Source organism: Acinetobacter sp. V110_1, assembly GCF_031798975.1.
In the GTDB taxonomy this organism is placed as follows: Bacteria; Pseudomonadota; Gammaproteobacteria; order Pseudomonadales; family Moraxellaceae; genus Acinetobacter; species Acinetobacter nosocomialis_A.
Genome location: NZ_JAVQNN010000013.1, coordinates 163384 through 188966, shown reverse-complemented (window position 1 = coordinate 188966; position 25583 = coordinate 163384). Strand labels below are relative to the sequence as shown.

23 protein-coding genes are annotated in these 25583 nt (G+C 40.3%); 12 read left to right on the top strand and 11 right to left on the bottom strand.

Annotation, left to right across the window (positions count from 1 at the left end):
• Window positions 1–72 precede the first annotated feature (72 nt).
• The 6 genes from RMA95_RS03425 to RMA95_RS03400 all read left to right on the top strand — a co-directional run bounded on the left by RMA95_RS03425 (window position 73) and on the right by RMA95_RS03400 (window position 7000).
• Window positions 73–2880, top strand: coding sequence for an ATP-binding protein (locus RMA95_RS03425; RefSeq protein WP_311069590.1), 2808 nt, complete (start codon window positions 73–75; stop codon window positions 2878–2880).
• A gap of 97 nt (window positions 2881–2977) precedes the next feature.
• On the top strand, window positions 2978–3766 hold the full coding sequence (locus RMA95_RS03420) for a crotonase/enoyl-CoA hydratase family protein (RefSeq protein ID WP_016803787.1): 789 nt from the start codon (window positions 2978–2980) through the stop codon (window positions 3764–3766).
• A gap of 11 nt (window positions 3767–3777) precedes the next feature.
• A complete protein-coding gene (locus RMA95_RS03415) occupies window positions 3778–4644 on the top strand; it encodes an NAD(P)-dependent oxidoreductase (protein ID WP_311069589.1) in 867 nt (288 codons plus the stop codon).
• A gap of 16 nt (window positions 4645–4660) precedes the next feature.
• Entirely contained in the window at window positions 4661–5455 is a 795-nt protein-coding gene (locus RMA95_RS03410) for a TIM barrel protein (protein WP_311069588.1), read from the top strand.
• Between the two features lie 81 nt (window positions 5456–5536).
• A complete protein-coding gene (rsfS, locus tag RMA95_RS03405) occupies window positions 5537–5938 on the top strand; it encodes a ribosome silencing factor (protein ID WP_019458118.1) in 402 nt (133 codons plus the stop codon).
• A gap of 240 nt (window positions 5939–6178) precedes the next feature.
• On the top strand, window positions 6179–7000 hold the full coding sequence (locus RMA95_RS03400) for an SDR family NAD(P)-dependent oxidoreductase (RefSeq protein WP_311069587.1): 822 nt from the start codon (window positions 6179–6181) through the stop codon (window positions 6998–7000).
• Between the two features lie 51 nt (window positions 7001–7051).
• Here the strand turns inward: RMA95_RS03400 and RMA95_RS03395 are convergent, their stop codons facing one another.
• Genes RMA95_RS03395 through RMA95_RS03385 form a run of 3 tightly spaced genes read right to left on the bottom strand, consistent with a single transcriptional unit; the run spans window position 7052 to window position 9972 of the window.
• Window positions 7052–8506, bottom strand: a complete 1455-nt coding sequence (locus tag RMA95_RS03395; protein WP_311069586.1) for an NAD(P)(+) transhydrogenase (Re/Si-specific) subunit beta — start codon at window positions 8504–8506, stop codon at window positions 7052–7054.
• Between the two features lie 12 nt (window positions 8507–8518).
• Window positions 8519–8833, bottom strand: a complete 315-nt coding sequence (locus RMA95_RS03390; RefSeq protein WP_000230434.1) for a proton-translocating transhydrogenase family protein — start codon at window positions 8831–8833, stop codon at window positions 8519–8521.
• 11 nt (window positions 8834–8844) lie between these two features.
• The gene (locus RMA95_RS03385) at window positions 8845–9972 is read right to left on the bottom strand and encodes a Re/Si-specific NAD(P)(+) transhydrogenase subunit alpha (protein WP_174735586.1); all 1128 of its coding nucleotides are present in this window, start codon (window positions 9970–9972) and stop codon (window positions 8845–8847) included.
• 237 nt (window positions 9973–10209) lie between these two features.
• On the opposite strand from RMA95_RS03385, the gene RMA95_RS03380 reads away from it, so the two are divergent.
• The 5 genes from RMA95_RS03380 to RMA95_RS03360 all read left to right on the top strand — a co-directional run bounded on the left by RMA95_RS03380 (window position 10210) and on the right by RMA95_RS03360 (window position 14814).
• Window positions 10210–11136, top strand: a complete 927-nt coding sequence (locus tag RMA95_RS03380; RefSeq protein ID WP_263612938.1) for a DMT family transporter — start codon at window positions 10210–10212, stop codon at window positions 11134–11136.
• Window positions 11137–11204: 68 nt separating this feature from the next.
• Window positions 11205–11612, top strand: coding sequence for a RidA family protein (locus RMA95_RS03375; protein WP_263612937.1), 408 nt, complete (start codon window positions 11205–11207; stop codon window positions 11610–11612).
• Window positions 11613–11630: 18 nt separating this feature from the next.
• The gene (locus RMA95_RS03370) at window positions 11631–12827 is read left to right on the top strand and encodes an MFS transporter (protein WP_263612936.1); all 1197 of its coding nucleotides are present in this window, start codon (window positions 11631–11633) and stop codon (window positions 12825–12827) included.
• A gap of 137 nt (window positions 12828–12964) precedes the next feature.
• Complete coding sequence (dusA, locus tag RMA95_RS03365) at window positions 12965–13969, top strand: tRNA dihydrouridine(20/20a) synthase DusA (protein WP_311069585.1); 1005 nt, start codon at window positions 12965–12967, stop codon at window positions 13967–13969.
• Window positions 13970–14304: 335 nt separating this feature from the next.
• A complete protein-coding gene (locus RMA95_RS03360) occupies window positions 14305–14814 on the top strand; it encodes a hypothetical protein (RefSeq protein ID WP_002050979.1) in 510 nt (169 codons plus the stop codon).
• A gap of 11 nt (window positions 14815–14825) precedes the next feature.
• Here the strand turns inward: RMA95_RS03360 and RMA95_RS03355 are convergent, their stop codons facing one another.
• On the bottom strand, window positions 14826–15719 hold the full coding sequence (locus tag RMA95_RS03355; RefSeq protein WP_311069584.1) for a LysR family transcriptional regulator: 894 nt from the start codon (window positions 15717–15719) through the stop codon (window positions 14826–14828).
• A 103-nt stretch (window positions 15720–15822) separates the two neighbouring features.
• Here RMA95_RS03355 and RMA95_RS03350 point away from each other — a divergent pair, with 103 nt between their 5' ends.
• Window positions 15823–15945 carry a hypothetical protein gene (locus RMA95_RS03350; RefSeq protein ID WP_081404853.1) on the top strand — a complete coding sequence of 41 codons (123 nt, stop codon included), beginning with the start codon at window positions 15823–15825 and terminating at the stop codon, window positions 15943–15945.
• Window positions 15946–16008: 63 nt separating this feature from the next.
• On the opposite strand, the gene RMA95_RS03345 is transcribed toward RMA95_RS03350, so the two are convergent.
• The 7 genes from RMA95_RS03345 to RMA95_RS03315 form a co-directional block, all read right to left on the bottom strand.
• Window positions 16009–16770 carry a tRNA threonylcarbamoyladenosine dehydratase gene (locus tag RMA95_RS03345; RefSeq protein WP_311069583.1) on the bottom strand — a complete coding sequence of 254 codons (762 nt, stop codon included), beginning with the start codon at window positions 16768–16770 and terminating at the stop codon, window positions 16009–16011.
• A gap of 329 nt (window positions 16771–17099) precedes the next feature.
• Window positions 17100–19856, bottom strand: coding sequence for an aconitate hydratase AcnA (gene acnA / locus RMA95_RS03340; protein ID WP_311069582.1), 2757 nt, complete (start codon window positions 19854–19856; stop codon window positions 17100–17102).
• 124 nt (window positions 19857–19980) lie between these two features.
• Window positions 19981–20793: a TatD family hydrolase gene (locus RMA95_RS03335; protein ID WP_263612931.1), complete on the bottom strand. Its 813-nt coding sequence runs from the start codon at window positions 20791–20793 to the stop codon at window positions 19981–19983.
• On the bottom strand, window positions 20793–21734 hold the full coding sequence (locus tag RMA95_RS03330) for an RsiV family protein (protein ID WP_263612930.1): 942 nt from the start codon (window positions 21732–21734) through the stop codon (window positions 20793–20795). The genes RMA95_RS03335 and RMA95_RS03330 overlap by 1 nt, the downstream gene beginning before the upstream one ends.
• An 87-nt stretch (window positions 21735–21821) precedes the next feature.
• The gene (locus RMA95_RS03325) at window positions 21822–22664 is read right to left on the bottom strand and encodes a hypothetical protein (RefSeq protein WP_311069581.1); all 843 of its coding nucleotides are present in this window, start codon (window positions 22662–22664) and stop codon (window positions 21822–21824) included.
• A gap of 69 nt (window positions 22665–22733) precedes the next feature.
• The gene (locus tag RMA95_RS03320) at window positions 22734–24326 is read right to left on the bottom strand and encodes a peptide chain release factor 3 (RefSeq protein ID WP_004698705.1); all 1593 of its coding nucleotides are present in this window, start codon (window positions 24324–24326) and stop codon (window positions 22734–22736) included.
• A gap of 227 nt (window positions 24327–24553) precedes the next feature.
• A complete protein-coding gene (locus RMA95_RS03315) occupies window positions 24554–25417 on the bottom strand; it encodes a hypothetical protein (protein ID WP_004698707.1) in 864 nt (287 codons plus the stop codon).
• Window positions 25418–25583 lie beyond the last annotated feature (166 nt).

Here is a 25583-nt window from a genome sequence, read left to right as displayed (position 1 = left end):
GTTATAAAATGCCGTCTGTTTTAAAATAAAGCGTGATAATATGCCCTACAGAGAGATCAATCCGATGTAGCCATGTCTAATTTCAATAAAACCTTATCGAAACGCTTACGTCTGAATCATGCATATGGGCAATTGATTGCTCTTATTTTTGTGCCCATGATGATTTTAACCGGTGTTGGTGCTTTTCTGGTTTTAACTGAAACCTCTCACTCTGCAAAACAACAGCAACTACATCATGCCTCAGCTATTTTGGCTCGTTATAATGAAATCGCCAAAAACCTCTACACATTGGTAGAGCTAAAACCTGATGAATATGATCATGCACAAAATATTATGCAAAGCATGTTCAGTGAAAAAGATTTAAAGCGTGCTGCTTTAATTGATAGTAATGGTCAAACATACTTAAGTGTGGGTTACCGAGATAATCGTTACTGGCCCAACTTTACGCAAAACAATAGTTTTTTTGGCCCGATCTCTTACAACCATAACAATATCTATGGTATTCGAGTCAGCAATACCACAGGGAAAGCCCCTGTCTGGCTAGTGATTGAAATGGATAATCAGCCACTAGAATTAGCACGTTATCGCATTCTGATTGCGTTAGTTATTACCAGTCTAATGACTTTATTATTACTTTTGCTCTGTCTAAACTTCTTCTCTCGCCGTTGGGTTGCGCCAATGTACGAAATTCGGATGCAGCTACAGCGACTTAATGCAGATACTTTAGACCAGCACATGGTCATTAACAGTACTGGTGAATTACGCTTACTGCAGCGCGATATCGCAAGTGTAGTGAAAAGACTACATTTTAGTTTTTTAGAACTTAAAGAACACACAGAACAAACCGAAGAAGACTTACGCAGAACATTAGATACTCTCGAAGTTCAAAATATTACTTACCGTCAGGCACGTGACCAAGCCATTTCATCAAATCAGGCAAAATCTGTTTTCCTTGCCAATATCAGTCATGAGCTTCGTACGCCGCTTAACAGTATTGATGGCTTTATTCATTTATTACTTCGCCAACAAAACCTAAGTAACGAACAAAACCTCTATCTACAAACTATTCGAAAATCTTCTGCCCATTTATTAGCATTAATTAACGATGTATTAGATTTCTCAAAAATTGATGCAGGTAAATTAGAGCTTGAGACAGCACCGTTTGATTTAGAAGAAGCTATTTTCGATGTCATGGATATGTTGTCACCTTTGGCTGCCCAAAAGCATATTGCCATGGCATTCTATTATGCAGACAACATTCCTCAAGAAGTCATTGGAGATGCTTTACGCTTTAAGCAAATTTTGACCAACCTAATTTCAAATGCAATCAAGTTCACTCCAGATGGCGAAATTATTGTTCGTGTACGTATGGAACATGACGATATTGGACAATGTTTGCTGCATTTTAGCGTTCAAGATAGCGGTATTGGTTTAAGTGGTACTGACCGCAAAAAATTATTTGAGTCGTTTTCACAAGGCGATGCATCTGTTACACGCCAATTTGGTGGTACAGGCTTAGGTCTCGCGATTTCCAAACAACTGGTTCATCTCATGCATGGTCAAATTGGCTTTGAAGATAACCAAGAGCGTGCACCAACAGAAAAAGGTTCAACATTCTGGTTTACTGCACAGTTTGCTGTAGATGAAGAACATGAGATAGAACACCCTCACTTCGAACACTTACAAGTCGTGTCTTATTTAGCACACCCAGCAACGGCAAGTGTTTTACGATACTATCTTGAAAATTACCAAGTTCCACACATCGAAACTCAGTCGATTCTGGACTTGTTTAGCCGCCTAAAACACCTCGACCAGAAAGACAACACATGGCTTATTGTTGATCATAGCGGCGATACAGAGGCTCTGCTTAAAGAAATTCGTAGCCGCTATCAAGGCAACTTAGCAGTTTACGGCTATCAAATGACACTTGAGCCAAACATGCTCACCGAATATCGCGCTCGCCCACTTTATCAACCATTAAGCCGCAGTGGCCTCATTCAATTATTAAGTGACCAACCTATTTTTGAAGAGGAACAACAAGACTTTAATGGTCAGGGTTTACATATTCTAGCGGTCGATGACCACTTACCAAACTTAATTGTTTTAGAAGCATTGTTAGGTGAGCTAAATGTTAAAACTACTAAAGCTTTAAGTGGACAAGAAGCGCTGAATATCATTCAAGAACGCATTGACCAAAAACTCAAACCATTTGATTTGGTGTTTATGGATATTCAAATGCCGGTTATGTCAGGTATTGATACTACGCGCGCGATCCGCTCGCTAGAGTCAACGCTAGATGGCGAAATGCAGCTTCCAATTATTGCATTAACAGCCCATGCGCTTGCTGATGAAAAGCAAAAGCTTCTTAAAGTTGGTATGAATGACTATGTCACCAAACCAATTCAAATGGAGCAAATCATTCAGATTTTAACGCAATGGACCAAAAACAATTTCACTGCGCAAGCTTTAGATAAAGATCATCACGTTGTTGCCGAAGCACTAGACCCAGACATATTAAACTGGCAGCAAAGCCTACAATTGGCTGCAAATAAAGAAGATCTTGCTCAAGACTTACTGAAAATGTTGGTAGACAGTTTTCCAACTGAGCTAGATGAAATGCAGCAGCTCATTGAGCTGGAAGACTTCCCTCAGCTTGAACATGTGTTACATCGCCTCTACGGCGCAACTCGCTATGTCGGTACGCCAAAACTTCAACAAGTCACTGGTGACTTCGAGCAATTCGTTTCTACATTACGTAAAGAGCGCCGCAGAGCTGACGATGGCTTCATTGAAGAAGTCATGAGACGTTTCGATGAATTAGGTCTTGTCATTAAAGAAGTTGAAAGTGCGGCTCATCAAATCTTAGTTATACCAGACTAAACAAGAACCTGTAAAAAAGGCATGACTGACCTGTCATGTTTCCAATTTCAAGCCATGTTATGCTCCGCTTATCGATAAAAAAATAAGCGGGAATTTCATGGCACTTTTACGTATTGAAAAGAATAATGGTATTGCGACAGTTTATCTAAACCGTCCAGATAAACGTAATGCCATGAGTTTCGCCCTCCTTAAAGAACTCGTTTCAACGGCTAAAGCCATACAAAAAGATCGAGATATCCGCTGTGTAATTTTGACGGGTGAAGCACAAGTATTTAGTGCTGGTATTGATTTATCTGACCTTAACAATCCTAAGAACTCTGCATTTGCGATTTGGGAACTTGTAAAGCCGGGACAAAGCCTTTTCCAAAAAGCGTTTCTAATTTGGCAGAACTTACCTGTACCTGTGATTGCCGCACTTGAAGGTTATTGTTTTGGTGCGGGGATGCAACTTGCGCTGGCTGCCGATATCCGTATTGCTCACCCAGAGACTAAAATGTCGATTATGGAAAGTCGCTGGGGTTTAGTACCAGATATGGGACTTACCCGCTCACTTAAGGGTTTGATAGGTGTTGATCTTGCAAAAGAGCTGACCTTAACTGCCCGTGTATTTGACGGAAACTATGCAAAAGATATTGGCCTTGTAACTCACTTAAGTGAAAATCCATTAGAAAAAGCAAATGCGATTGCCTCAGAAATGCTGCAACGCTCACCAGATGCTTTGACTGCTGCAAAACGCGTATTAGATGCAATGGAGCATCAACCAGAAAAATCATTACGTCTAGAAAAAATCTGGCAACTTAAATTATTACTTGGTAAAAATAGCAAACTTGCTCGTAAAAAAGATAAACATCCGGAAGTTAAATTTTTACCACGCCAATATAGATAAGAGCATTGAAGATGAATTTTGATCGTAATACACCTATTGCCTTTTTAGGCATAGGGCTTATGGGAAGCCGTATGGCTAGCCGTCTTATTCAAGCAGGTTTTCAAGTTGCTGTCTGGAACAGAACAGCATCTGCTTGTGAAGAACTTATCGATATTAGCGCACACGCTCTCGATCTTTCAAACATCGCACAATACCCTATAGTTTTAACTTGTTTAGCTGACGATAAAGCTGTGCAAGCCGTATTTGAACAAATTCAACCTCACTTAAAAGCTGGTCAGGTTATTGTAGACTTCTCAAGCCTGTCTGTAGCTGCAACAAAAGCACTTGCTCAGGCTGCCGCATCACAACATGTGACATGGATTGACTCTCCTGTTTCAGGGGGAACCGCTGGTGCCGAACAAGGTACACTTGTCATTTTTGCAGGTGGAGATGCTCAAACTATTGAAGCTTTAAGTCCTGTTTATAATGTACTTTCTCAACGTGTAACACGTATGGGCGATACAGGTACGGGGCAAGCCACTAAAATTTGCAATCAACTGATTGTGGCAGCAAACAGTGCTCTTATTGCTGAAGCTGTAGCACTAGCAGACCGTGCAGGTGTAGACACGACATTACTCGCTCCCGCCCTAGCAGGTGGTTTTGCTGACTCAAAGCCTTTTCAAATACTTGCACCACGTATGGCAACTCATACATTCGAGCCTATTCAGTGGAAAGTTCAAACATTATCTAAAGATCTTAACAACGCAGTAACTTTGGCTAACAATGTTAATTTAGATATCCCTGTTGCACAAAAAGCTCTATTACAGCTACAAACTCACCAAAAAAATGGCTTTGCTGAGAAAGATTTAGCTACTATGATTCAAGTAGTAGAGCAATAATAAACGGAGTTTGTATATGGGTCGTCTTGCCGTTAACTTATCCATGATTTTTACCGAAGTTTCTTTAATTGAACGCTTTGCATTAGCCCACGCAGAGGGCTTTGAACATGTAGAAATCCAATTCCCATACGAACTTTCCATTTCCGATATTCAAGACCAACTTGAACGTTACAACCTAAGTTTATGCTTAATTAATGTTCCTGCTGGTGATCTTATGCAGGGTGGAAATGGTTTGGCAGGTATACCGGGTCAAGAAAAAGCATTTCGTGAAGCACTAGAGTTAGCTATTCGCTATGCCACTGCCTTAAAAGTACCTCGTGTTAATATTCTGGCAGGTAAGCAACCTCAAGATTCAGACCTACTCCCTTGCCTTAAAACACTAGCAAGCAATTTAAAATTGGCCTGTCATTTACTTACAGAACAGGGTATTGAACCTGTATTTGAAATGATTAATGGCACAGATATGCCACGCTTTTTAGTACAAAACATTGCCCAAGCCCAAGAAATGCTCGAAGCAGTCAATCACCCTACCCTAAAAATGCAGTATGACTGTTACCACATGGCAATGATGGGTGAAGATGTACTTGAAGGTTTACAAGAAAATATTCACCAGATTGGCCATATTCAGTTTGCAGATTGTCCGGGACGCCATGAACCCGACACAGCTCAAATCCCTTATGAACAAATTTTTTCTTGGATTAAGCAAAGCGCTTATGAAGGCTACATTGCGGCAGAATACAAGCCTAAAAACGGGTCAAATCAGTCATTTACATGGAAAAAGAAATATTTTTCCGATGATGTAAATATATAAACTGTTACTAGTTTTGTTTGAAATTTAGCGCGAAAACCACTATATTAGATAGTGAGTAATTGTCAGGAAAATATACCCTATATGAATTTAGAACCATCGCCCAGCGTGTCTAATTCTCACGATTTCGCAATGAACACCTCAAATAAAGACGTACAAGCTTGTCTCAAAGTCGTCCATGACGCTTTAGTTGATGTAAAAGCAAAAGATATTCTACAGTTAGATGTTAGCACTATTAGCAACGTTGCTGATGCTATTGTTATTGCGAGTGGTACTTCTACTCGTCACGTCAAAGCACTTGCTGATAATGTTGCAGAAGAAGCTCGAAAAGCTGGTTTCCGCCCGATTGGCGTTGAAGGCGAACGAGATGCCGAATGGATCTTGATTGATCTTGGTTTTGTTGTAGTACACGTGATGCTACCAACTGCCCGCAAATTCTATGATTTAGAAAGCTTATGGCGTACTGCCCCAGAGTCAGTCGCATAAAATTTTTGCTTTTAAAAAAAGCGGCTCTTTTGAGCCGCTTTTTGTTTATATAACCAACCAAAATTTTTATTTAAAACAAACTATCTTTTACAGCCTCAGACATTTCTATCAAAGCTTTAACAGCACTTACGAGCTAGTCATCAACCTTCATTAAAATTGACATGACAAATTGTCAGAATTCCAGCACTATAACTACTCTTAAAGTCTCATCAATAAATAGCATAACTGGAGCACTAAAAAGTGAAGATACTCATTACAGGCGCCAACACAGGGATTGGCTTTGCCACAGCCGAACAACTTGTAAAACAAGGGCAACATGTCATTTTGGCGTGTCGAAATCTTCAAAAAGCACAAGAGGCACAAAACAAACTACGCTCACTCAACCAAGGACAAGTTGATATCGTTTCTCTTGATCTAAACAGTCTTGAGTTAACCAGAAAAGCTGCTGATGAAATTGCAGATAAATACGGCAATCTTGATGTACTCATTAATAATGCTGGGCTATTTGCAAAAACAAAACAGCTCACAGCAGATGGTTTTGAACAGCAATTTGGCGTTAATTATTTAGGGCATTTTTTACTCACTCAAAAGCTACTTCCAGCTTTAAAACAATCACCTCAAGCACGCATTATTCACCTTGCATCTATTGCCCACTGGGTTGGTTCAATTAAACCTAATAAATTTCGTGCAGAAGGTTTTTATAATCCCCTGTTCTATTATGGACAATCTAAACTTGCAAACTTACTGTTCAGTAATGCATTAGCTGAACAACTAACTGGTAGTACAATTACTAACAATGCATTACACCCTGGTGGTGTTGCTTCTGATATTTATCGCGATTTACCAAAACCAGTTTATGCAGCCATGAAAGTAGGTTTAGTTCCAACATCAGTTCCGGCAAAGCTCATAACAGAGATGGCGATTGGAGACTCATGGCACAACCGCAACGGCGAATATGTCAGTGCGCATATGCCTGACTGGAAATCTTCACATGCCAAAAACCAGCAACTGGCACGTGATCTCTACCAACAATCAATGGACTTAGTAGAAAAGTTTCTTTAAATCTCAAAAAGCAAAAAACCACCCGAAGGTGGTTTTTTGTATCAAAGCAACTTAGTGGCCTGTACCGTTAATTGCTTTAGTCATATCTTCAACAACTTTCTTAGCATCACCAAAGATCATCATTGTTTTTTCATTATAGAACAAGTCATTATCAAGGCCTGCATAACCAGTCGCCATAGAACGCTTAATCACCATGATTGTACGCGCTTTATGAGCCTCAAGAATCGGCATACCATAAATCGGTGAGCTTGGGTCATCTTTTGCAGCAGGGTTCACAACGTCGTTTGCACCAATGACAAGTACTACGTCAGTTGCTGGGAAATCTGAGTTAATCTCATCCATTTCCAAGATGTCTTCATATGCTACGTCTGCTTCAGCAAGTAGTACGTTCATATGACCAGGCATACGACCTGCAACCGGATGGATTGCAAAGCGAACCGTTACACCCTGTTCTTTCAAAAGTTCACACAATTCTTTTACAGCATTTTGTGCACGGCCTTGCGCCATACCATAACCTGGTACAATCACAACGCTATCTGCATTTGACATTAAGAAGCCAGCATCATCAGCAGAACCTGAACGGTAGTTACGTTGAACTTGTTCACCTTTAGCTGCTGTAGGAACTGCCGCACCACCCATTGCACCACCAAATAATACGTTGATGATTGAACGGTTCATTGCTTTACACATGATGTAAGACAGAATCGCACCAGATGAACCAACAAGCGAACCTGCAACGATCAACATGTTGTTTTCTAGTGTAAAACCAATACCTGCTGCTGCCCAACCAGAGAACGAGTTAAGAAGCGATACCACCACAGGCATATCACCACCACCTACCGGTGCAATCCATACCCAGCCAAATGCAAGTGCAAGTGCTGTCATTGCCCAGAAAGCAGTCATATTACCAGTTGTGAAGAAGTAGAAACCACAAGCCAACATCGCAATAAAGATAAGTGCTTGAACAGGTTTAACCCATCCACCAGAGATTGTTTTAGCCCATTTTTTCGCAGCCAATTTACCGTAAGCAAACACAGATGCTGTAAAGGTAATTGCACCAACAAAACAACCAACAAATAATTCAAATAGGTGAACCTTGCTCATGTGCGCATGTTGTACGCCAGCAGCTGTTAATGCAGCCTCGTTTTGAGCAAACAATGCTGTAAGCTGGTTGTTATGCAAAATTGCTGCAACTGCAATTAAAACCGCAGCCAAACCCACCAATGAGTGCATAAGTGCAACAGTTTCAGGCATTTGAGTCATTGGGACAGTACGTGCACGTGCAATACCTACAATCGCACCAAGCACCATTGCACCACCAATCATCCAGATCACTGGGTTGTTGGCAACAAAGAAGGTTGTCACAACTGCAATCGCCATTGCGATCATACCGTAACGGTTACCTTGAATTGCTGTTTTAGGGCCAGACAAGCCACGAAGCGTCAAGATAAAGAGGATTGCGCCTACAAGGTACAACCAGTTTGCATTTGCTTGAATAAATTCCATGTCAAAGCCCTCTTATTTCTTTTGCTTAGGCTTGAACATTTCCAGCATGCGCGCAGTTACTGCGAAGCCACCGAAAATATTAATGCTTGCTAAAAATACTGCAATCGCACCCAGTACACTCACCACATTCACACTTTGAAATGCAACATTAGCATCCACACCTAAAACAGGTAGACCTACTGTTTGCAACATCGCACCAACAACAATAATTGATGACAATGCATTGGTTACCGCCATAAGTGGCGTGTGCAAAGCTGGTGTAACACCCCAAACAACGTAATAACCTACGAAGATGGCAAGGACGAAAATTGTAATAGTTTCAACCATGAGAGATCTCCTTAACCACGCTTAAGCAGCACTTGACCGCCATGAGTGACCAATAGGGCTTTTTGGATTTCGTCTTCTTGATTAATCGCAAAGTTTTTCTCTTTGTCGAATAAAGTTTCTACGAAATTAAAAACGTTACGTGCATATAATGCAGAAGCTTCTGTCGCAACAGTGGCTGGAATATTTGGAATACCCAAAATTTTCACACCATTTTCTGTAAACACAGTCTCGCCAACTTTAGAGCCTTCAACGTTACCGCCAGTTTCAACAGCCATATCTAAAATGACAGAGCCCGGTTTCATCTTGGCAACAGTTTCAGCTTTAATCAGACGCGGTGCATCACGACCCGGCAACAATGCTGTTGTAATCACGATATCGGCATTCGACACAGCTTTATCTACAATCGCAGCTTGGTCTTTGATGTATTGCTCACCTGGCATCCAGCCATAACCATTTTTTGCTGCATCTGCTGCACGTTGCTGTTCTTCTTCAGACATTGGTACGTCTAACCACTTACCACCTAAAGACTCAACCTGATCTTTTGCTGTAGGACGCAAGTCAGTTGCTTCAACAATTGCACCCAAACGTTTTGCAGTAGCAATCGCTTGAAGACCCGCAACCCCAACACCCATAATCACAACACGTGCAGGTTTTACAGTACCGGCAGCAGTCATAAGCATTGGGAACATGCGTTGATATTCGGCCGCTGCAAGCAAAACTGATTTATAACCAGCCAAGTTCGCCTGAGAAGACAACACATCCATGTTTTGTGCACGAGAAAGCGTACGAGGAAGCAATTCCAGAGCAAAAGCAGATACTTGCTGATTCGCAAACTGATCTAGCTCGGTATTACGATAAGGATCAAACATTGCTACAACAGCTGTATTTGCTGCAAGTTTTTGAATTTCCCCGCCTTGTGGCGCACGAACTTTCAAAATAATTTGACTACCTGTATAGGCATCATCCGTAATGGTTGCACCGACCTGTTCATAAGCACTGTCAATGTACGCAGCCTTTACACCAGCACCACGTTCAATCACAACGCTATGACCAGCGCTAATCAACTTCTTTACTGTCTCTGGCGTAGCAGCTACACGATTTTCACCGACGACAGTTTCGGTTGGGATTCCGATCTGCATGAGCGTTCCTCAAGCTAATTTCTCATTGTCAAAAACATTGCAACTCGCAATGTTTCCCCCATGTGTATTCTTTGTACAGAATTTGGATTCTAATTGAACTTTTTGAAAATACCACCCACTATTTATTTAATAAATACCCATATTTTGAACTAATGATTCACGATATTTGACTTGAGGTGTAATATAGGAATATTTTTCTTTTTTTCAGACAATAGTCTCTCTTATACAGTCCTGTATATGAAAATTTCTTTATCTTCGTCTCAAATTGGGTCTTTTTTTGCGCTTTGCTCTGCTTTTCTATTCAGCACAAAAGCAATCTTTATTAAACAAACCTATGCCCTTTCTCCATTAGTAGACGGTACAGTCCTGATGGCTTTACGTATGTTAAGCGCTTTACCGTTCTTTCTATTAATTTGCTGGTTCAATAGGCATCATAATCAGGGCATAAAAAAGAAGGATTGGCTAATTTTAATTTTTGCCGGTCTATTAGGCTACTACTTCGCCAGCTGGCTCGATTTCATGGGTCTCATGTTTATTAGTGCCTCTTTAGAGCGAATTATCCTATTTTTATATCCCACACTTACCGTGATTGCTTCAAGCCTGCTCTACAAACAAAAATTAGATGTAAAAAGTTTATTCGCCATTTTCCTTAGTTATGGTGGAACGGTACTAGTAATGCTTCAAGAACATAACAATGCACCAATTCAGGGCAATTTCTGGTTGGGAACAAGTTTCGTATTTGCAAGTGCGGTAGCTTTTGCGGGCTATTTACTGCTAACTCCGCCATTAATTAAAAAATTTGGTTCTTGGAATTTCACAGGCTTAGCACTCACTATTGCCTGTATTGGTGCATTAACGCATTACGCTTTGAGCACACCTCATCCTATTCAACTGATATTACAGCTTCCCTCAAGCGTCATTTGGTATGGAGTCGGCTTAGGCTTTTTAGTCACTGTGTTACCCACTGTTATGCTTATACAAAGCATTGAGCGTCTTGGTGCATCACAATCTGCAATGATTGCTTCAATTGGACCAGTTCTAACAATTTTACTTGCCGTTGTCTTCTTAAATGAACATCTCAATATGTGGCAATGGGTGGGCTGCCTACTCAATATTGTAGGTGTGATGATGATTACCCTTAGAAAGAAAAGACTAAAACATTAAATCTTCTTGACCTCAACTTAAGTTGAGGTTGGATACTCATCTAACTTTTAATGAACGGTCGAATTCCAATGAATAAAGAAGCTTTTAAAATCATAAATCCATCATCTTTATATAACCCAACCCCAAATGCTTATAGTCATGTTGCAGTAGTCCAAAATTTTAAAAATATTATTCATGTAGCTGGTCAAGGCGGTGAAGATTCAAAAGGCGAACTCAGCCCACTCTTTCAAGAACAAGCCACTCAAGTTTTTAATAACATTCAACATGCCTTAACTGCAGCAAACGCACAAATCTCAGATATTGCTGTTTTAAGAGTTTTAATTGTTGACCACTCGGATGAAAAACACCAAATTTTAATTAAAATCATGCAAAATCTATGGAAAAATCATCCTTTTCCAGCCTGCACACTCATTCCTGTGCCACGCCTTGCATTAGAACGCATGCTTATTGAAGTTGAAGCAACGGCATATACCTAATAAAACTGAGAGAACATCATGTCTACCCCTGAAGATATCAGTCAAAATAAACCTTTGCTTTGGTTGATGGCAGCAGCATGTGGCTTATGTGCAGGTGTGAATTATTACTGTCAGCCTCTAATTCACTCTATTCAGCAAGAGTTTGCTGTAACGCAAGCACAAGCTGCTTTAACAGTGACATTTGCTCAGGTGTCGTATGCCCTCGGTTTACTCTTTATTGTTCCGATGGGTGATATCGTCAATAAAGCCAAGGCTATTCCATTTTTGATGGTGCTTTGCGCAGTTGGTCTATTTACTTCTGCGTTTGCTGTTAACTTGCCCATGCTCTGGATTGGTACAATTTTAGCTGGCTTGTTTTCTGTTGCAGCTCAAGTTCTTATTCCACTTGCAACCATGACGGTTAAACCTGAGAAAACAGGCGAGATTATTGGTTTTTTAATGAGTGGATTATTGGTTGGGATTTTACTCTCTACCAGTCTGGCAGGCTTATTTTCCAATCTTTTCCACTGGAAAGTGGTTTATGTGGTAAGCGGTGTATTAATGCTTCTATTGGCATTTACTTTAAAAAGCCGCTTGCCTTATGTCCTGCGTATGAAAATGAACTATGGACAAATCTTTGTTTCCATGGCTCAGCTTTTGAAGCAAGAAAAGCGATTATTATTAAGAGCGCTTACGGGTGCTTTTGCCTTTGCAGCAGTCAGTACTTTATATTCTACTATTGCATTACTTCTTACCTCGGCACATCATTTACCCGATCTATTTATCGGACTAGTTCCTCTAGTCGGTATCTTTGGTGCACTATCCACGCGCTATATTGGTAAATACGCCGACCAAGGCTACACAAGATTACTTACTTGGATGGGTTGTGGACTGTTCTTGGTAAGCTGGGTTTGTTTCTATTTCGGACAAACTTTACTTTCTACTTATGTTATTGGTTTTGCATTAATTCAATTGGCACTCGCGCTCGTTCATACCAGTAATCAAAGTATTATTTTCCGCTTACGTCCAGATGCTAAATCTCGTATTAATGCCATCTATATGACGACTTATTTTATTGGTGGCGCAGCTGGTTCAGCATTAGGAATTTTTGCATGGAATCATGGCGGATGGACCATGACATGTCTTGCCGGTGTTGGACTCGTTGTGTTTTGCATTTTGTTTAGTGTGATTGATGCTTTCTTACAAAAAAAAGCAGCTGGGCCAGCCATAACGTAACTTGTTAAAAATCATCTTTCTACATTCACTATAAGGGCGGTTATAAATTATACGGCTAAAAGCCTCTGTCGATTCAAGGCTAAACCCCGTATAATGCTGCCCTTTCTTTAATTTAGCGACTTTTGGGTCTATTGGTTATGCAATCACTTCAATCGTTACAACCTCGTATTTCTGTCGCACCGATGATGGACTGGACTACAAAGGATTACCGATTCTTTGCACGCTTGTTTAACCCAAACGTTGTGCTGTATACCGAAATGGTAACGACAGGCGCGATTTTATTTGGTGATGCAAAACGCCACTTGGACTACAGCGCACAAGAACACCCTATCGTTTTGCAACTTGGCGGCTCAAATCCGCAAGAGCTTGCGACCTGCACAAAAATGGCTGAAGACTGGGGTTACGATGAAGTTAACCTCAATGTAGGCTGTCCAAGTGACCGTGTCCAGAATAATAAAATCGGTGCATGTTTAATGGCAGAACCAGATTTGGTCGCTGAATGTATTCATAGCATGCAAAAAGCGGTGAATATTCCGGTAACGGTAAAGCACCGTATCGGTATTGATGACATGCAGTCTTACGAAGAAATGCTGCACTTTGTAGACACTGTTGCGGCAACAGGCTGTACTCATTTTGTTGTGCATGCACGCATTGCGATATTGAAAGGTTTGTCTCCGAAAGAAAACCGTGAAGTGCCACCACTACGTTATGAAGATGTTTACCGTTTAAAGCAAGAACGCCCACACCTGACCATTGAAATTAATGGTGGAATTAAAACTTTTGCCGAAACTCAAGCTCATTTACAGCACGTTGACGGCGTGATGATTGGCCGTGAAGCCTATCACAACCCTTACTTACTTGCTGAGCTTGGCCAACTTTGGAGCCTAGAAGCACCAGACCGTTTCGATATTATGGAACAAATGCTGCCTTATATCGAACAACGCATGGCTGAAGGTGCGCCACTCTCTATCATTACCCGTCATATTTTAGGTTTATTCCAAAATTTACCGGGTGCCCGTAAATGGCGTCAGGCATTGAGCGGTGGAAATGCGAAAACTTTAGCTGATGTCGAGAATGCAATTCAAAACATGCAAGCTGCCATTATTCGTACTGAAGAATATGTAAAAGAGCATCAGGTTTAAGCCCGCTTAGCCTTCTTAAATTGTAAGAAAATGTGGCATTTTAAATCAGAGACTTAGATTTTGAGTATATTCGCAAATGTCGGCTCAAAATATTCAAATTTAAGCTCTGATTAATTATTTATAATGAATAATATCAAACAATTAAATTTCACTGCTTTTAGTCGCTATTTCAACTAGGCTATTTTTTTCAGTCAGAAATAAAAACTGGAAAAAAGATACGTTATTACATAACATAAACAAAACTTTTAAGTTTGGGCAATTAGTATCTCTGAACGCCACAGGTAGGTGGTGATTTTCTAAATACGGATATAGGTAGTACGGGTAGAGATTTCACGATGATTATTTATGACGGACAAGTAGCTGATAATTATATGTATCAGGATTCAAATCAGGCAGCGATTGTTGTATCACACAGCACACCAAGCCTTCCTTATCCCTTCACCATGAAACCCAATAATCACCGCACTGAAAGCAACACCCCTCCAGCCATAGATGTAGAAAAATTCGTGGCAAAATTAGAAAGTGTTACCTCTAGACGCAGCAAAGCCCGCTGTGCACGTAGCATTCGCCTCGCGCTTGAATCTGCTGGTGCCGATGTTGAAAACCATCCTATTGCAGCATCTGATTGGGGCGATACCCTGAAAAAGATTGGCTATAAAGAAATTAACCCAGCTTTTGATGAGCCACAAGAAGGCGACATTTACATCATTCACAGAACCCGCAATCACGTTTATGGACATATTGCTGGTTACACAGGCAGTGAATGGGTGTCAGACTTCAAACAAAGCAGTTATGACGTCTACAAAGACGACAACGTCACCTACACTTACTACAGATTAGGTTAATTTACTGCTTTTTAAGATAAAAACATTTGATGAATTTGCTCGGCACAGCGCTGAATCATTTCATCATGATCTTTTCTATAGACCAATAAAACTTCTGAAAGTGACAAATGATCTGCCAAAGGTAAAAGCTTTACTTGATTAGGCAAAATTTGTTTGAACTCTTTAGGAACTATACTGATTCCCAAATTTGTAGCAACCAATTGTAGCTGCGAAACCTTCCGTGACTGAATCGGGGCTTTTTGTGGGGTAAATCCTGCTGCTAAACACAGATTTGCGACCAAATAACTTAAGCCCCCTCTTTCAGCATGAGGTGTAGATACAAAACACTCATCTTTTAAGTCTTTTAAATAAACCTTTTCTTCTTTAGCAAATTTGGCATGATCAATATGTACAGCCACCATTAATGGCTCTTCATATAGCTTAACAACACTCATCTCATCCAGTGTGTGCCGAACGGGTGGCCGAATAAAACCAATATCAATTTCACCATTCATTAACGCTAAGATCTGTTGTTCTGATGACAAGGTATTCAACTCAAAACTCAGCTGCTGGGTTAAGCTAACTTCTTTTAATATTTGAACCTTTTTATGATCCATAACAATGCTACTTGAATGAGCAATTTTAATCTGACGGTTTTTCCCATCCGACACACTTTTAGACAGGTCAATAATTTCATTTAGATAAAGCAGGTTATCTTTTATTTTCTTATAGAAGACCTCTCCCGCTGCCGTGAGTTTTGCTCTTTTGTCCGTGCGATCAAACAACTGAAAATCAATTTCTTCTTCTAATAGTTTCATTTGTCGACTTAAAGCAGACTGAGCAATAAATAGCTTTTCTGAAGCAGCAGTAAAGCTCCCTTCTTCAACAATTTTTATGAAATATTGGAATTGTTTTAATGTGAGCATTACCATCTCAAAATTAGATAATTTAGTCTATTTTCTATATTAGATTAGATAAATAACCTTGACTAGAATTTTAATCAAGACCATTCACTTGATTGAATTCTTCATGAAGTATTTAAAAGGTTTCGCAATATGCACCATCGTTATTCTAATTTTATGGTGCTTTAAATTTTATGATCAGCAGCTACCTACACAGCCCCAGCAAGACAACATAGAGCTGTACGATTAAATAGTTTCTCTCAAAAATAAAAGGCATGCACTCACATAAGCGCATGCCTTTTCAATATTTAAATTAGGCTTTCTTTAAATCAAGCTTTTTCAAAACTTCGGCCACGGCAATCATAGCAAAGCTTGAAGTGATTACCACCGCTGAACCATAACCTCCACAGCGCAAGCCAGCCGATGGACAGACATCTGCGCTTGAAAATGGATTGTCGATAGAATAAATGCAGGTAATGCCAAATTTCTCTTTTGGCTTTTTACAGATGCCGCGAGCACGAAGTTGACTACGTAGCTTCGCTAACATTGGATCTTGTTCTGTTTTTGATAAATCAGCCACACGGATTTTAAGTGGATCAAGCTTACCACCTGCTCCGCCCGATACAATCAAAGGAATCTTATTAAAACGACAATGAAGCATTAAAGCCAGTTTTGCTTTAACATCATCGATGCAGTCCAAAACAATGTCTGGTACAGGGTTTAAAAGCTCTGTGACATTTTCAGGTGTTAAGAAGTCATCAATAATATTAATTTTAATACGCGGATTAATTTGGCGACAACGTTCCGCCATAATTTCAACTTTTTCACAGCCCAGAGTTGATGTCATTGCAGGTAGCTGACGGTTCACATTTGATGCTGCAACTACATCCATATCGACTAGTGTGATCTCGCCAATACCTGTACGTGCTAAAGCTTCTACTGCCCAACTACCAACCCCACCAATACCAATCACCATCACATGACTTTGTTCGTAGTGCTGGAACGATGAATCACCATAAATTTTGGCTACACCTGCAAAACGGCGGTCATATTCATCTTGTTGGAGATCGGTCATTGCTACTCTTTGAGGGGATATAAAACACGGGGAGTATTTTACTGCTTTTCAAAACCAAATTGCTACTTGGCACTAGTCAGCTATCTGATTGGTGCCAAAGCCATTCACAGCCTGTCGAGCATCGACAAGATACTGTTTTTGCAAAACGTAAGATGCTAATTAATATTGAACAGGTTCTGTGAATGGGAATGGTTTTGCCTACTTTTGCCGAAACAAAAGTAGGGTTATGAGCTACTGCTATTAGAATTTTTTACGGGAAGACCCCGTCGTGATAATTCTTCAAATACCAACCAATAAAAATATTGATTGGTATTAATCTCAAGACAACATTAACCAGCAATCAAATTCCGAAGTACATAATGCAAAATACCACCAACCTTAAAGTACTCAACCTCATTTAACGTATCAATTCGGCATAACACATTAAAGTGGCTGGCTACCCCATTTGGCCCTTTCACATCAACTTCAAGAATTTCATGAGGCTGAATACCATCCGATAAACCACGAATCGAGATAACCTCATGACCGGTTAAGTTGAGCGACTGTCTAGTTTGTCCATCAACAAACTGGAGTGGCAACACGCCCATACCCACCAAGTTTGAACGATGAATACGCTCAAAACTTTCAGCAATGACAGCTTTAACACCTAACAAGTTCGTACCTTTGGCAGCCCAGTCACGTGAAGAACCTGTTCCGTATTCTTTACCAGCGATAATAATGAGCGGTGTATGCTCTTGTTGGTAACGCATTGCGGCATCATAAATAGCAAGCTTCTCACCACTTGGCACATGTATGGTATTAGCACCTTCTTCGCCGCCGAGCATTTCGTTTTTAATACGAATATTGGCAAACGTGCCTCGCATCATGACTTCATGATTACCACGTCGCGAACCATAAGAGTTGAAGTCTTTTGGTTCAACACCTTGCTCTTGCAAATAGCGGCCTGCTGGACTGTCTTTTTTGATATTACCCGCTGGTGAAATATGGTCGGTTGTTACCGAGTCCCCAAGCACTGCCAAAATACGTGCCTGCTCAATATTTTTAATTGGTTTTGGCGGTTCACCAATCCCTTCAAAGAACGGTGGATGGCGGATATAAGTCGAGTCATTAGCCCATTCGTAAGTTTTACTTTTTGGAATCTGAATCGCTTGCCAACTTTCATCACCATCAAATACTGCAGCATATTCTTTGTGGAACATGTCAGTATTTACTTTTTGCAGCACTTCATCAATTTCTGCCTGACTTGGCCAGATATCTTTTAAGTAAACAGGTTGTCCATCTTTACCTTCCCCGATGGGTTGCGTCGTTAAGTCGGTACGAATATTCCCAACTAAACCGTAAGCAACTACCAAAGGTGGCGAAGCAAGCCAGTTTGTTTTAACTAATGGGTGTACACGCCCTTCAAAGTTACGGTTACCCGAAAGTACTGATGCAACATTCAAATCATGGCATTGAATTGCGTCTTCAACTGGTTCGGGTAGTGGACCTGAGTTACCAATACAGGTTGTACAACCATAACCAACCAAGTTATACCCAAGTTCATCTAAATACGGCGTAAGCCCAGCCGCCAATAAATAGTCGGTCACGACTTTAGAGCCGGGTGCAAGTGAACTTTTCACCCACGGTTTACGCTGCAAGCCTTTTTCAATGGCTTTTTTAGCAAGTAAACCTGCTGCCAACATTACACTTGGGTTAGAAGTATTGGTACATGAAGTAATCGCTGAAATAACAACATCGCCATGATTTAAAGGATACTTTTCTCCGTCAATTACACAGGATGGGTTTTCATGCTGAATATTGGATTTGGTCGCTTGTACAGCCGTACCGCCGCCACCTTCATTTTCTAAACGCTCTTTAGCTTCTTTAGCTGGTTTAAGCGTTAATTCCATGAGTGCATTAAAGGTTTTTGGTACTTCTGATAAAAGCACACGGTCTTGAGGACGTTTTGGACCTGCCAAACTTGCCTGAACCGTACTCATATCTAAACTTAACGTATCTGTGAAAACAGGTTCATCACCTGCATTTCGCCATAAGCCTTGTGCTTTGCTATATGCTTCAACCAGTGCAATACGGTCATTTTGACGGCCTGTTAGCTTCAAATAACCTAAAGTCACTTCATCAATTGGGAAGAAACCGCACGTTGCACCGTATTCAGGTGCCATATTGGCAATGGTCGCACGGTCAGCAAGTGGTAAATCGGCTAAACCATCGCCATAGAACTCTACAAATTTACCCACTACACCTTTTTGGCGAAGCATTTGAGTAATGGTAAGCACCAAGTCAGTTGCAGTAATCCCTTCTTGTAATTTGCCTGTGAGTTTAAAACCGATCACTTCAGGAATGAGCATAGAAATAGGTTGGCCTAACATAGCAGCTTCTGCTTCAATACCACCAACGCCCCACCCCAATACACCTAAACCATTAATCATGGTGGTATGGGAGTCTGTACCGACTAAGGTGTCGGGGAAAGCAAAAGTTTGGCCATTATCTTCACCGAGCCATACTGCTTGAGCCAAATATTCTAAATTGACCTGATGGCAAATACCTGTACCGGGAGGCACAACACTAAAGTTATTAAATGCAGATTGTCCCCAACGCAAAAATTGATATCGCTCACCATTACGTTGCATTTCAATTTGAACGTTTTCTTCAAAAGCCTGATCATCGGCAAAATGGTCAACCATCACAGAGTGGTCAATGATCAAGTCTACAGGCGATAACGGATTAATTTTTTCAGGGTCACCACCCGCTTGTGCCATTGCTGCACGCATGGCAGCCAAGTCAACCACAGCCGGAACACCAGTAAAATCCTGCATTAAAACCCGTGCAGGTCGGTACTGAATTTCTTGATCTGAACTACGGGTTTTTAACCACTCTGCTAAAGCATGAATGTGTTCTGTTTTAACGCTATGCTGATCTTCAAACCGTAATAAGTTTTCCAACAGTACTTTTAATGATTTCGGCAGTTTGGCAATGTCACCTAGCTTTTTCTCGGCTTGGCTTAAGCTAAAAATCTGATAATTGCTGGAACCTACTGTTAGCGTCTGTAGAGCATTAAAACTATTGATATTGCTATACTTAGCCATTGGGTTATCCTCCCATGTCTGGCAATGTTATTTTTCACGTTTTTACATGTTGTTTTCTTACTTTAAGCTTCTTTTCTAATCGCTGTGTTTTGTTTTAGTTAATATTTCTAATCTTTGATTTTTATTATGATAATTTCAAAGCAGATAGAGAGTTTTTCCATAGTTTTTCGGCTAAATCTGACTCAGCCATATTTAAATTTTCGGCCAAACTTTTGAGTACAAACGGTAAGTTTACAGGAGTATTGCGAGTACGCTGCTCAGCAGAGGTTTGACAGCAAAGCGGTGTCATATCTGGGCAGTCCGTTTCAATCACTAAATGCTCCGCCCCTATAGCCTGCACAACCGTATGAAGCTTTTTCGCATTTGGGTTGGTAATTTGCCCCGTTACACCAATTTTAAAACCGAGTTTAATTAACCCTTTCGCCTCTTCTACTCCACCACTAAAGGCATGAGCAATGCCGCCAAGTTTAAACTTATGCGCTTTTAATAATGCAAGCACATCGCCATGTGCTTTTCGGATATGAAGCAGCACTGGTTTTTGGTATTGGGTTGCTAGTTCTAACTGGTCAGCAAAATATTGTTTTTGCTTGGCATATACATCGGGCTGCTTATGCTCTTTCAGAAAAGTATCTAAGCCAATTTCACCGACTGCCACGCAGTCTTCTTGCTGTAAAATTTGTTCAAGATGAGAAAGATGCTCTGGCCTGTGTTGTTCAATATAAAACGGATGCAACCCCGGCGCTAAATAAGAAGTGGGTACATTATCCCACTGCTTGAGCTGATGATGGGTGTGTACCAACTCATCAAAACGTGACTGTAAAAAGCCTATTAACACCAAAGCATCTACACCCACTTTTTTAGCCTCGAGTGCTAACTGTTGCCGATCTTCATCAAAATCGGCAACATCAAAATGGGTATGGGTATCAAACAAATGCATTAGCTAGCACTTTTTGCAGCTGGTGCCGAAGCAGGTTTAGCTTTAGGCTGCGGTAAATATTCTTCTTTCAACACATCTTGTAATTGATCATACGGAATAACTAAACGAGGCAACCCCACAACATAAGGACCAATTTCATATTCGCCATATTGAAGAATTAAGCCCTGATCACCTAGCAAGAAGTTTTCGGTGAGTTTGAACGGCCAAGCTTGCTCATATTCACTCACACTATTGGCAAGTTTTGAATCTGTCACCCAAGCTTTAAACGCTTCATGTGCTAACTTTTCTAAAGCCGCTTTTTTCTCTGGACGCAGCAAGTTTTCAAGTTTGACCTGCTTTTCCTCTTTTAAATCAAAATTGTAATAGTGCTGTGCAGCCGAACCATGTGCCCCACCCAAATAGCTACTACTGTTAACCACAACAGTTACGACTTTACCTTGCGACTGTATGATTTTAGGCTTCACTAAAAGATTAATCTGATGATTACTACTTAACTCTTTTAGTTCCTTGTCTAATCCAATAAATGAGTTGGCATAGCGCTGAACCTGAGCATCGAAACTATCTGGTTGATCTGTAGCGGCAACTGCGGAAGCCTCTGTCTTTTTATCCGCTTTTGCTGCTTTTGCATCTGGCTCTGCAATCTCAAGAATCTGGCCGAGTGCTTTTAAAACTTGTTGGTCAATAATCTTATCAATAAATGGATAGTTACTTTGCAAGCGCTCTACAGTAAATTCAGGGCAAGTTTTACCACTACAGTCAGGTAAAACCACCTTACTTTGCACTGTTTCCCCTTTTAAAGTCAGCTCCACAGGCTTTTGCTCAACCACTGCTGGTTTTTGCTGATCTTTCGACTCTTTAGGATCACTTTTAGGCTGACATGCCACTAAAAATAGTGCAGAAGCAAGTAGCGTTAAACGTAGCGAGGCCTTAGAAGTTAACATCATATTTTGCCTTTATTCTGAGAAGATTATGCATAACTGATATGAAGTTAGCGCATCTATAAGTAGGTTGCAAATTCTGCTACCAACTTAAAACATTTGTTCATAAACCTCAGGTTGTAATATTTTTTTGGTTTGTTCTGTCGTTAAATAAATATCGAGCTGAGGGGCATCTTTCGTAATCTGATTTGCCTGATAGTGCAGACCTACACCCTCACCATCAAAGAACCAGTCTGCTTGTCCCCAATACAAAGTTTTTGGTGCGTCTTTTTTAACGTCAGCATTTTGTTTTTTCAGCCAATCCTGATAAGCCGTTTGCACGATTTGATGCACAGTGGTTTGTTGGTCTTTTTGAAGTACATCAAGCAAAGTTAAGCTTTTATGCAATTTACGATCAGCCACGAAAAAATAATAACGATCTTTTATAGTGACTTCTTCTTGTTTGCTGTCTAACCCTAACTGCAATAAAACATATTGGTTGCGCTGCGAAGCAATACGCGTATGAATGTGTAATTCGTAAGCACGGTTTTTAGAATATTTCTCTTGCCATTCGTCCGACTTTTTAACATAAGCATCTACTGCTTGTTGCAAGCTCAAATCTTTTTTCAAATCAATTTGAGTCTGTATAACTTTCGCCTGACTTTTTTCAATCCAGCTATTTAGCCAAGTGTCTTGGGTTTTTATGGTTTGAATATCGACATCAATACAGTTTTTCTTTTCACAAAAAGGAACTGCATAATTTGCCTTGGTTTCGGTCAAGTTTAAATAAGGTAAAACCTCTGCTTTCTCAGCAGGATGCTCTTGAGCAGAAACCGGATTTTTTTGAGAAGATGATGAGGAATGAGTGCTTTTCCAAAGAAATGCAGAAATAGCAGAAATTAGTGCTATGACTGCAACTATAAGCGCAATAATGGCCTTTTTACTCAAGTTCATTTCATCATCCTTTCTTATTTTTCAAAACAAAACAGCTTCTATTCGAAGCTGTTTGTCACATTTACATGCTTAGTGTTCACGTGTGTTACGGAACTGAATATCAGGCCAGCGCTCTTGCATAATCTGCAAGTTTACTCGGCTTGGAGCAAGATACGTTAAGTGACCGCCACCATCAATTGAAAGTTGGTCATGTGCTTTTTTCTTGAACTCATTAAGAATCTTATCGTCATCACAATGAATCCAACGCACGGTATTTACACTTACTGGCTCGTAAACACAGTCAACTTTATATTCTTCTTTCAAACGGTAAGCAACAACGTCAAACTGAAGCACACCAACTGCACCCACGATCAAATCATTGCTAATTTGCGGCATAAACACCTGAGTTGCACCTTCTTCAGACAACTCTTTCAAACCCTTTTGCAACTGTTTTGACTTTAATGGATCTTTCAAACGTACACGGCGGAACATTTCTGGCGCGAAGTGTGGAATACCAGTGAAGTGCAGGTTTTCACCGCTAGTGAAAGTATCACCAATCTGGATTGTACCGTGGTTGTGCAAACCAATAATATCGCCTGGCCATGCTTCTTCTAAGTGCTCACGCTCACCAGCCAAGAAAGTCAATGCATCACTAATGCGGACTTCTTTACCAATACGCACGTGGTTCATTTTCAGGCCTTTCTCGTATTTACCTGAACAAATACGCATGAACGCAATACGGTCACGGTGTTTAGGGTCCATGTTGGCTTGGATTTTAAATACAAAACCAGAGAAACCTTCTTCTTTCGCTTCAACCACACGCTCTTGCGTTGGGTGAGCTTTAGGTTCAGGTGCCCAGTGCATAAATGCATCTAGAACGTGGTCAACACCAAAGTTACCTAATGCTGTACCAAATAGAACAGGTGTTTGTTTACCTTGTAAGAAAAGCTCGCGGTCTAATGGTTCATTTGCCATTTGTACAAGCTCAAGCGACTCTTCAAATGAAGCCCAAGCTAACTCACCTACTTTTTCACGAATATCGGCATGGTCATAACCATCACGCACTTCAATATCTGTAATTGTTGAACCAAAACCTGCTTTGTACACATACAATTTATTTTCAAGAATATTGTATACACCAGCAAAGTCACGACCCATACCAAGTGGCCATGTAATTGGTACACAACGAATGTTTAAAACGTTTTCGATTTCGTCTAACAACTCAAGTGGCTCACGAATTTCGCGGTCCATTTTGTTGACGAAAGAAATAATTGGTGTGTCACGCATACGACACACTTCCATCAATTTGATGGTACGCTCTTCGACACCTTTTGCACCGTCAATTACCATGAGTGCAGAGTCAACCGCGGTAAGCGTACGATAAGTATCTTCCGAGAAGTCTTCGTGCCCCGGTGTATCGAGTAAGTTAATCGTGTGACCTTTATATGGGAACTGCATAACAGACGTGGTGATCGAAATACCACGTTCTTTTTCCATTTCCATCCAGTCAGATGTAGCTGCACGGTCAGATTTACGGCTTTTTACCATCCCTGCAACCTGAATTGCTTTACCCCATAACAACAGTTTTTCTGTCATGGTGGTTTTACCGGCATCGGGGTGGGAAATAATAGCAAATGTGCGTCGTTGAGCGACCTGTGCCGCTAACTCATCTTTAAAACTCATGAAATACACCTACTGCGGAGATTGCAGTGCCAAAGATCTAAAGTCGATCAAAATAAAAATTGGCGTAATTGTAGCAGATTTATAGGTACTGTTTAGAGATTGTTGAGTTGTCTGCCCGTGTTTTCATGTCGGGAATATTTTTCGTGAAGCCCTAAAGAACTCATAGCATTCACCATTAAAAAAGCCTGTTCAATATAAACAGGCTTTTTATGAATAAACTTAGAAACTTATGCCAATTTCTTTTCTTCAATAAATTGAACATCGGCAATTTGGGCATCCCAAAATTCAGTCCACAATGCACAATAATCAAGACATAGTTTTGTTAAACTTTCATAGTCACTTGGAGTAATCGCTTGTGCTAATGCAAACCACAAGTCGTCTTGATGGTCATCATCAGCAGCTTCAGCCGTTTCATCTGTTGAAACACCATGTACGTGATAATATCCCCCACCCTCAACATCAATATTTACAAACTTGGTTGCTTGTCTTAATGGTGGGCTAAAAAGAATGACTTCTTCTTCTGCTACGGCCAATAAAGCCACAACTTTCATATAGCTATCATAAGAATCTTCTAAGAATGTTCTTACCTGATCTGAAATTTTAGAAGGTTTATAATTACGGCGGTCAGCCTCAGTCAAACCATAATCATTCAATAAATCTTCATATAAAGGATAATGTGCATATTCAGGGTTCCCTAAATAATAATTATCTTTACCTAAACCCGGCCTAAAACCGAATTCATCCAATATATTTAAGCTTAATAACACCCTAGGAAACATTTTAGCGCCAGAGTGAAGCTTTGGTTCCAATTGCTTCGTGAGAAACTGCGCCTGTAATAAAGCATCAGTAAAAATTTGTACGATGGCATGACGATATTCTAAATGAATACGTGTCAGGGTTTGTTTATCAAGATAACCGTTATTTAATATTTCAATGGCTGGATGATGACTTACTGGTAAATGTGCAATTCTATTCCTTAACTGTTTGAGAAATTGTAAGTTTTCTTCCCACTGTTGGGCCGAAATACTGTTTTTCATACCTTGTAATGCTTTTTGTCTTGGATTATCAAAGTCTTCAAATTTTTTTGACATAATCATTCTCAATAAAAAGTTTTTCTTATAGTTAAGTTGTGGGTCATCCCTCTATTTCCATTTTGCACTCATTTGCTAAAAGGATAAATTCCGTATACCCATACTTAACGATCCGATATTATGTTCATTATCTCAACAAATCAATGGATTAATTAATATTATTTAA

Excerpts from the sequence above, each read along its gene's own strand:
- RMA95_RS03335 (WP_263612931.1), bottom strand. The coding sequence starts at position 20,793 with ATGCATTTGTTTGATACCCATACCCATTTTGATGTTGCCGATTTTGAT.
- RMA95_RS03410 (WP_311069588.1), top strand. The coding sequence starts at position 4,661 with ATGGGTCGTCTTGCCGTTAACTTATCCATGATTTTTACCGAAGTTTCT.
- RMA95_RS03325 (WP_311069581.1), bottom strand. The coding sequence starts at position 22,664 with ATGAACTTGAGTAAAAAGGCCATTATTGCGCTTATAGTTGCAGTCATA.
- RMA95_RS03345 (WP_311069583.1), bottom strand. The coding sequence starts at position 16,770 with ATGACCGATCTCCAACAAGATGAATATGACCGCCGTTTTGCAGGTGTA.
- RMA95_RS03420 (WP_016803787.1), top strand. The coding sequence starts at position 2,978 with ATGGCACTTTTACGTATTGAAAAGAATAATGGTATTGCGACAGTTTAT.
- RMA95_RS03360 (WP_002050979.1), top strand. The coding sequence starts at position 14,305 with ATGATTATTTATGACGGACAAGTAGCTGATAATTATATGTATCAGGAT.
- RMA95_RS03380 (WP_263612938.1), top strand. The coding sequence starts at position 10,210 with ATGAAAATTTCTTTATCTTCGTCTCAAATTGGGTCTTTTTTTGCGCTT.
- RMA95_RS03375 (WP_263612937.1), top strand. The coding sequence starts at position 11,205 with ATGAATAAAGAAGCTTTTAAAATCATAAATCCATCATCTTTATATAAC.
- RMA95_RS03370 (WP_263612936.1), top strand. The coding sequence starts at position 11,631 with ATGTCTACCCCTGAAGATATCAGTCAAAATAAACCTTTGCTTTGGTTG.
- RMA95_RS03330 (WP_263612930.1), bottom strand. The coding sequence starts at position 21,734 with ATGTTAACTTCTAAGGCCTCGCTACGTTTAACGCTACTTGCTTCTGCA.
- RMA95_RS03385 (WP_174735586.1), bottom strand. The coding sequence starts at position 9,972 with ATGCAGATCGGAATCCCAACCGAAACTGTCGTCGGTGAAAATCGTGTA.
- dusA (WP_311069585.1), top strand. The coding sequence starts at position 12,965 with ATGCAATCACTTCAATCGTTACAACCTCGTATTTCTGTCGCACCGATG.
- RMA95_RS03355 (WP_311069584.1), bottom strand. The coding sequence starts at position 15,719 with ATGCTCACATTAAAACAATTCCAATATTTCATAAAAATTGTTGAAGAA.
- RMA95_RS03350 (WP_081404853.1), top strand. The coding sequence starts at position 15,823 with ATGAAGTATTTAAAAGGTTTCGCAATATGCACCATCGTTATTCTAATT.
- acnA (WP_311069582.1), bottom strand. The coding sequence starts at position 19,856 with ATGGCTAAGTATAGCAATATCAATAGTTTTAATGCTCTACAGACGCTA.
- RMA95_RS03425 (WP_311069590.1), top strand. The coding sequence starts at position 73 with ATGTCTAATTTCAATAAAACCTTATCGAAACGCTTACGTCTGAATCAT.
- RMA95_RS03320 (WP_004698705.1), bottom strand. The coding sequence starts at position 24,326 with ATGAGTTTTAAAGATGAGTTAGCGGCACAGGTCGCTCAACGACGCACA.
- RMA95_RS03415 (WP_311069589.1), top strand. The coding sequence starts at position 3,778 with ATGAATTTTGATCGTAATACACCTATTGCCTTTTTAGGCATAGGGCTT.
- rsfS (WP_019458118.1), top strand. The coding sequence starts at position 5,537 with ATGAATTTAGAACCATCGCCCAGCGTGTCTAATTCTCACGATTTCGCA.
- RMA95_RS03390 (WP_000230434.1), bottom strand. The coding sequence starts at position 8,833 with ATGGTTGAAACTATTACAATTTTCGTCCTTGCCATCTTCGTAGGTTAT.
- RMA95_RS03395 (WP_311069586.1), bottom strand. The coding sequence starts at position 8,506 with ATGGAATTTATTCAAGCAAATGCAAACTGGTTGTACCTTGTAGGCGCA.
- RMA95_RS03315 (WP_004698707.1), bottom strand. The coding sequence starts at position 25,417 with ATGTCAAAAAAATTTGAAGACTTTGATAATCCAAGACAAAAAGCATTA.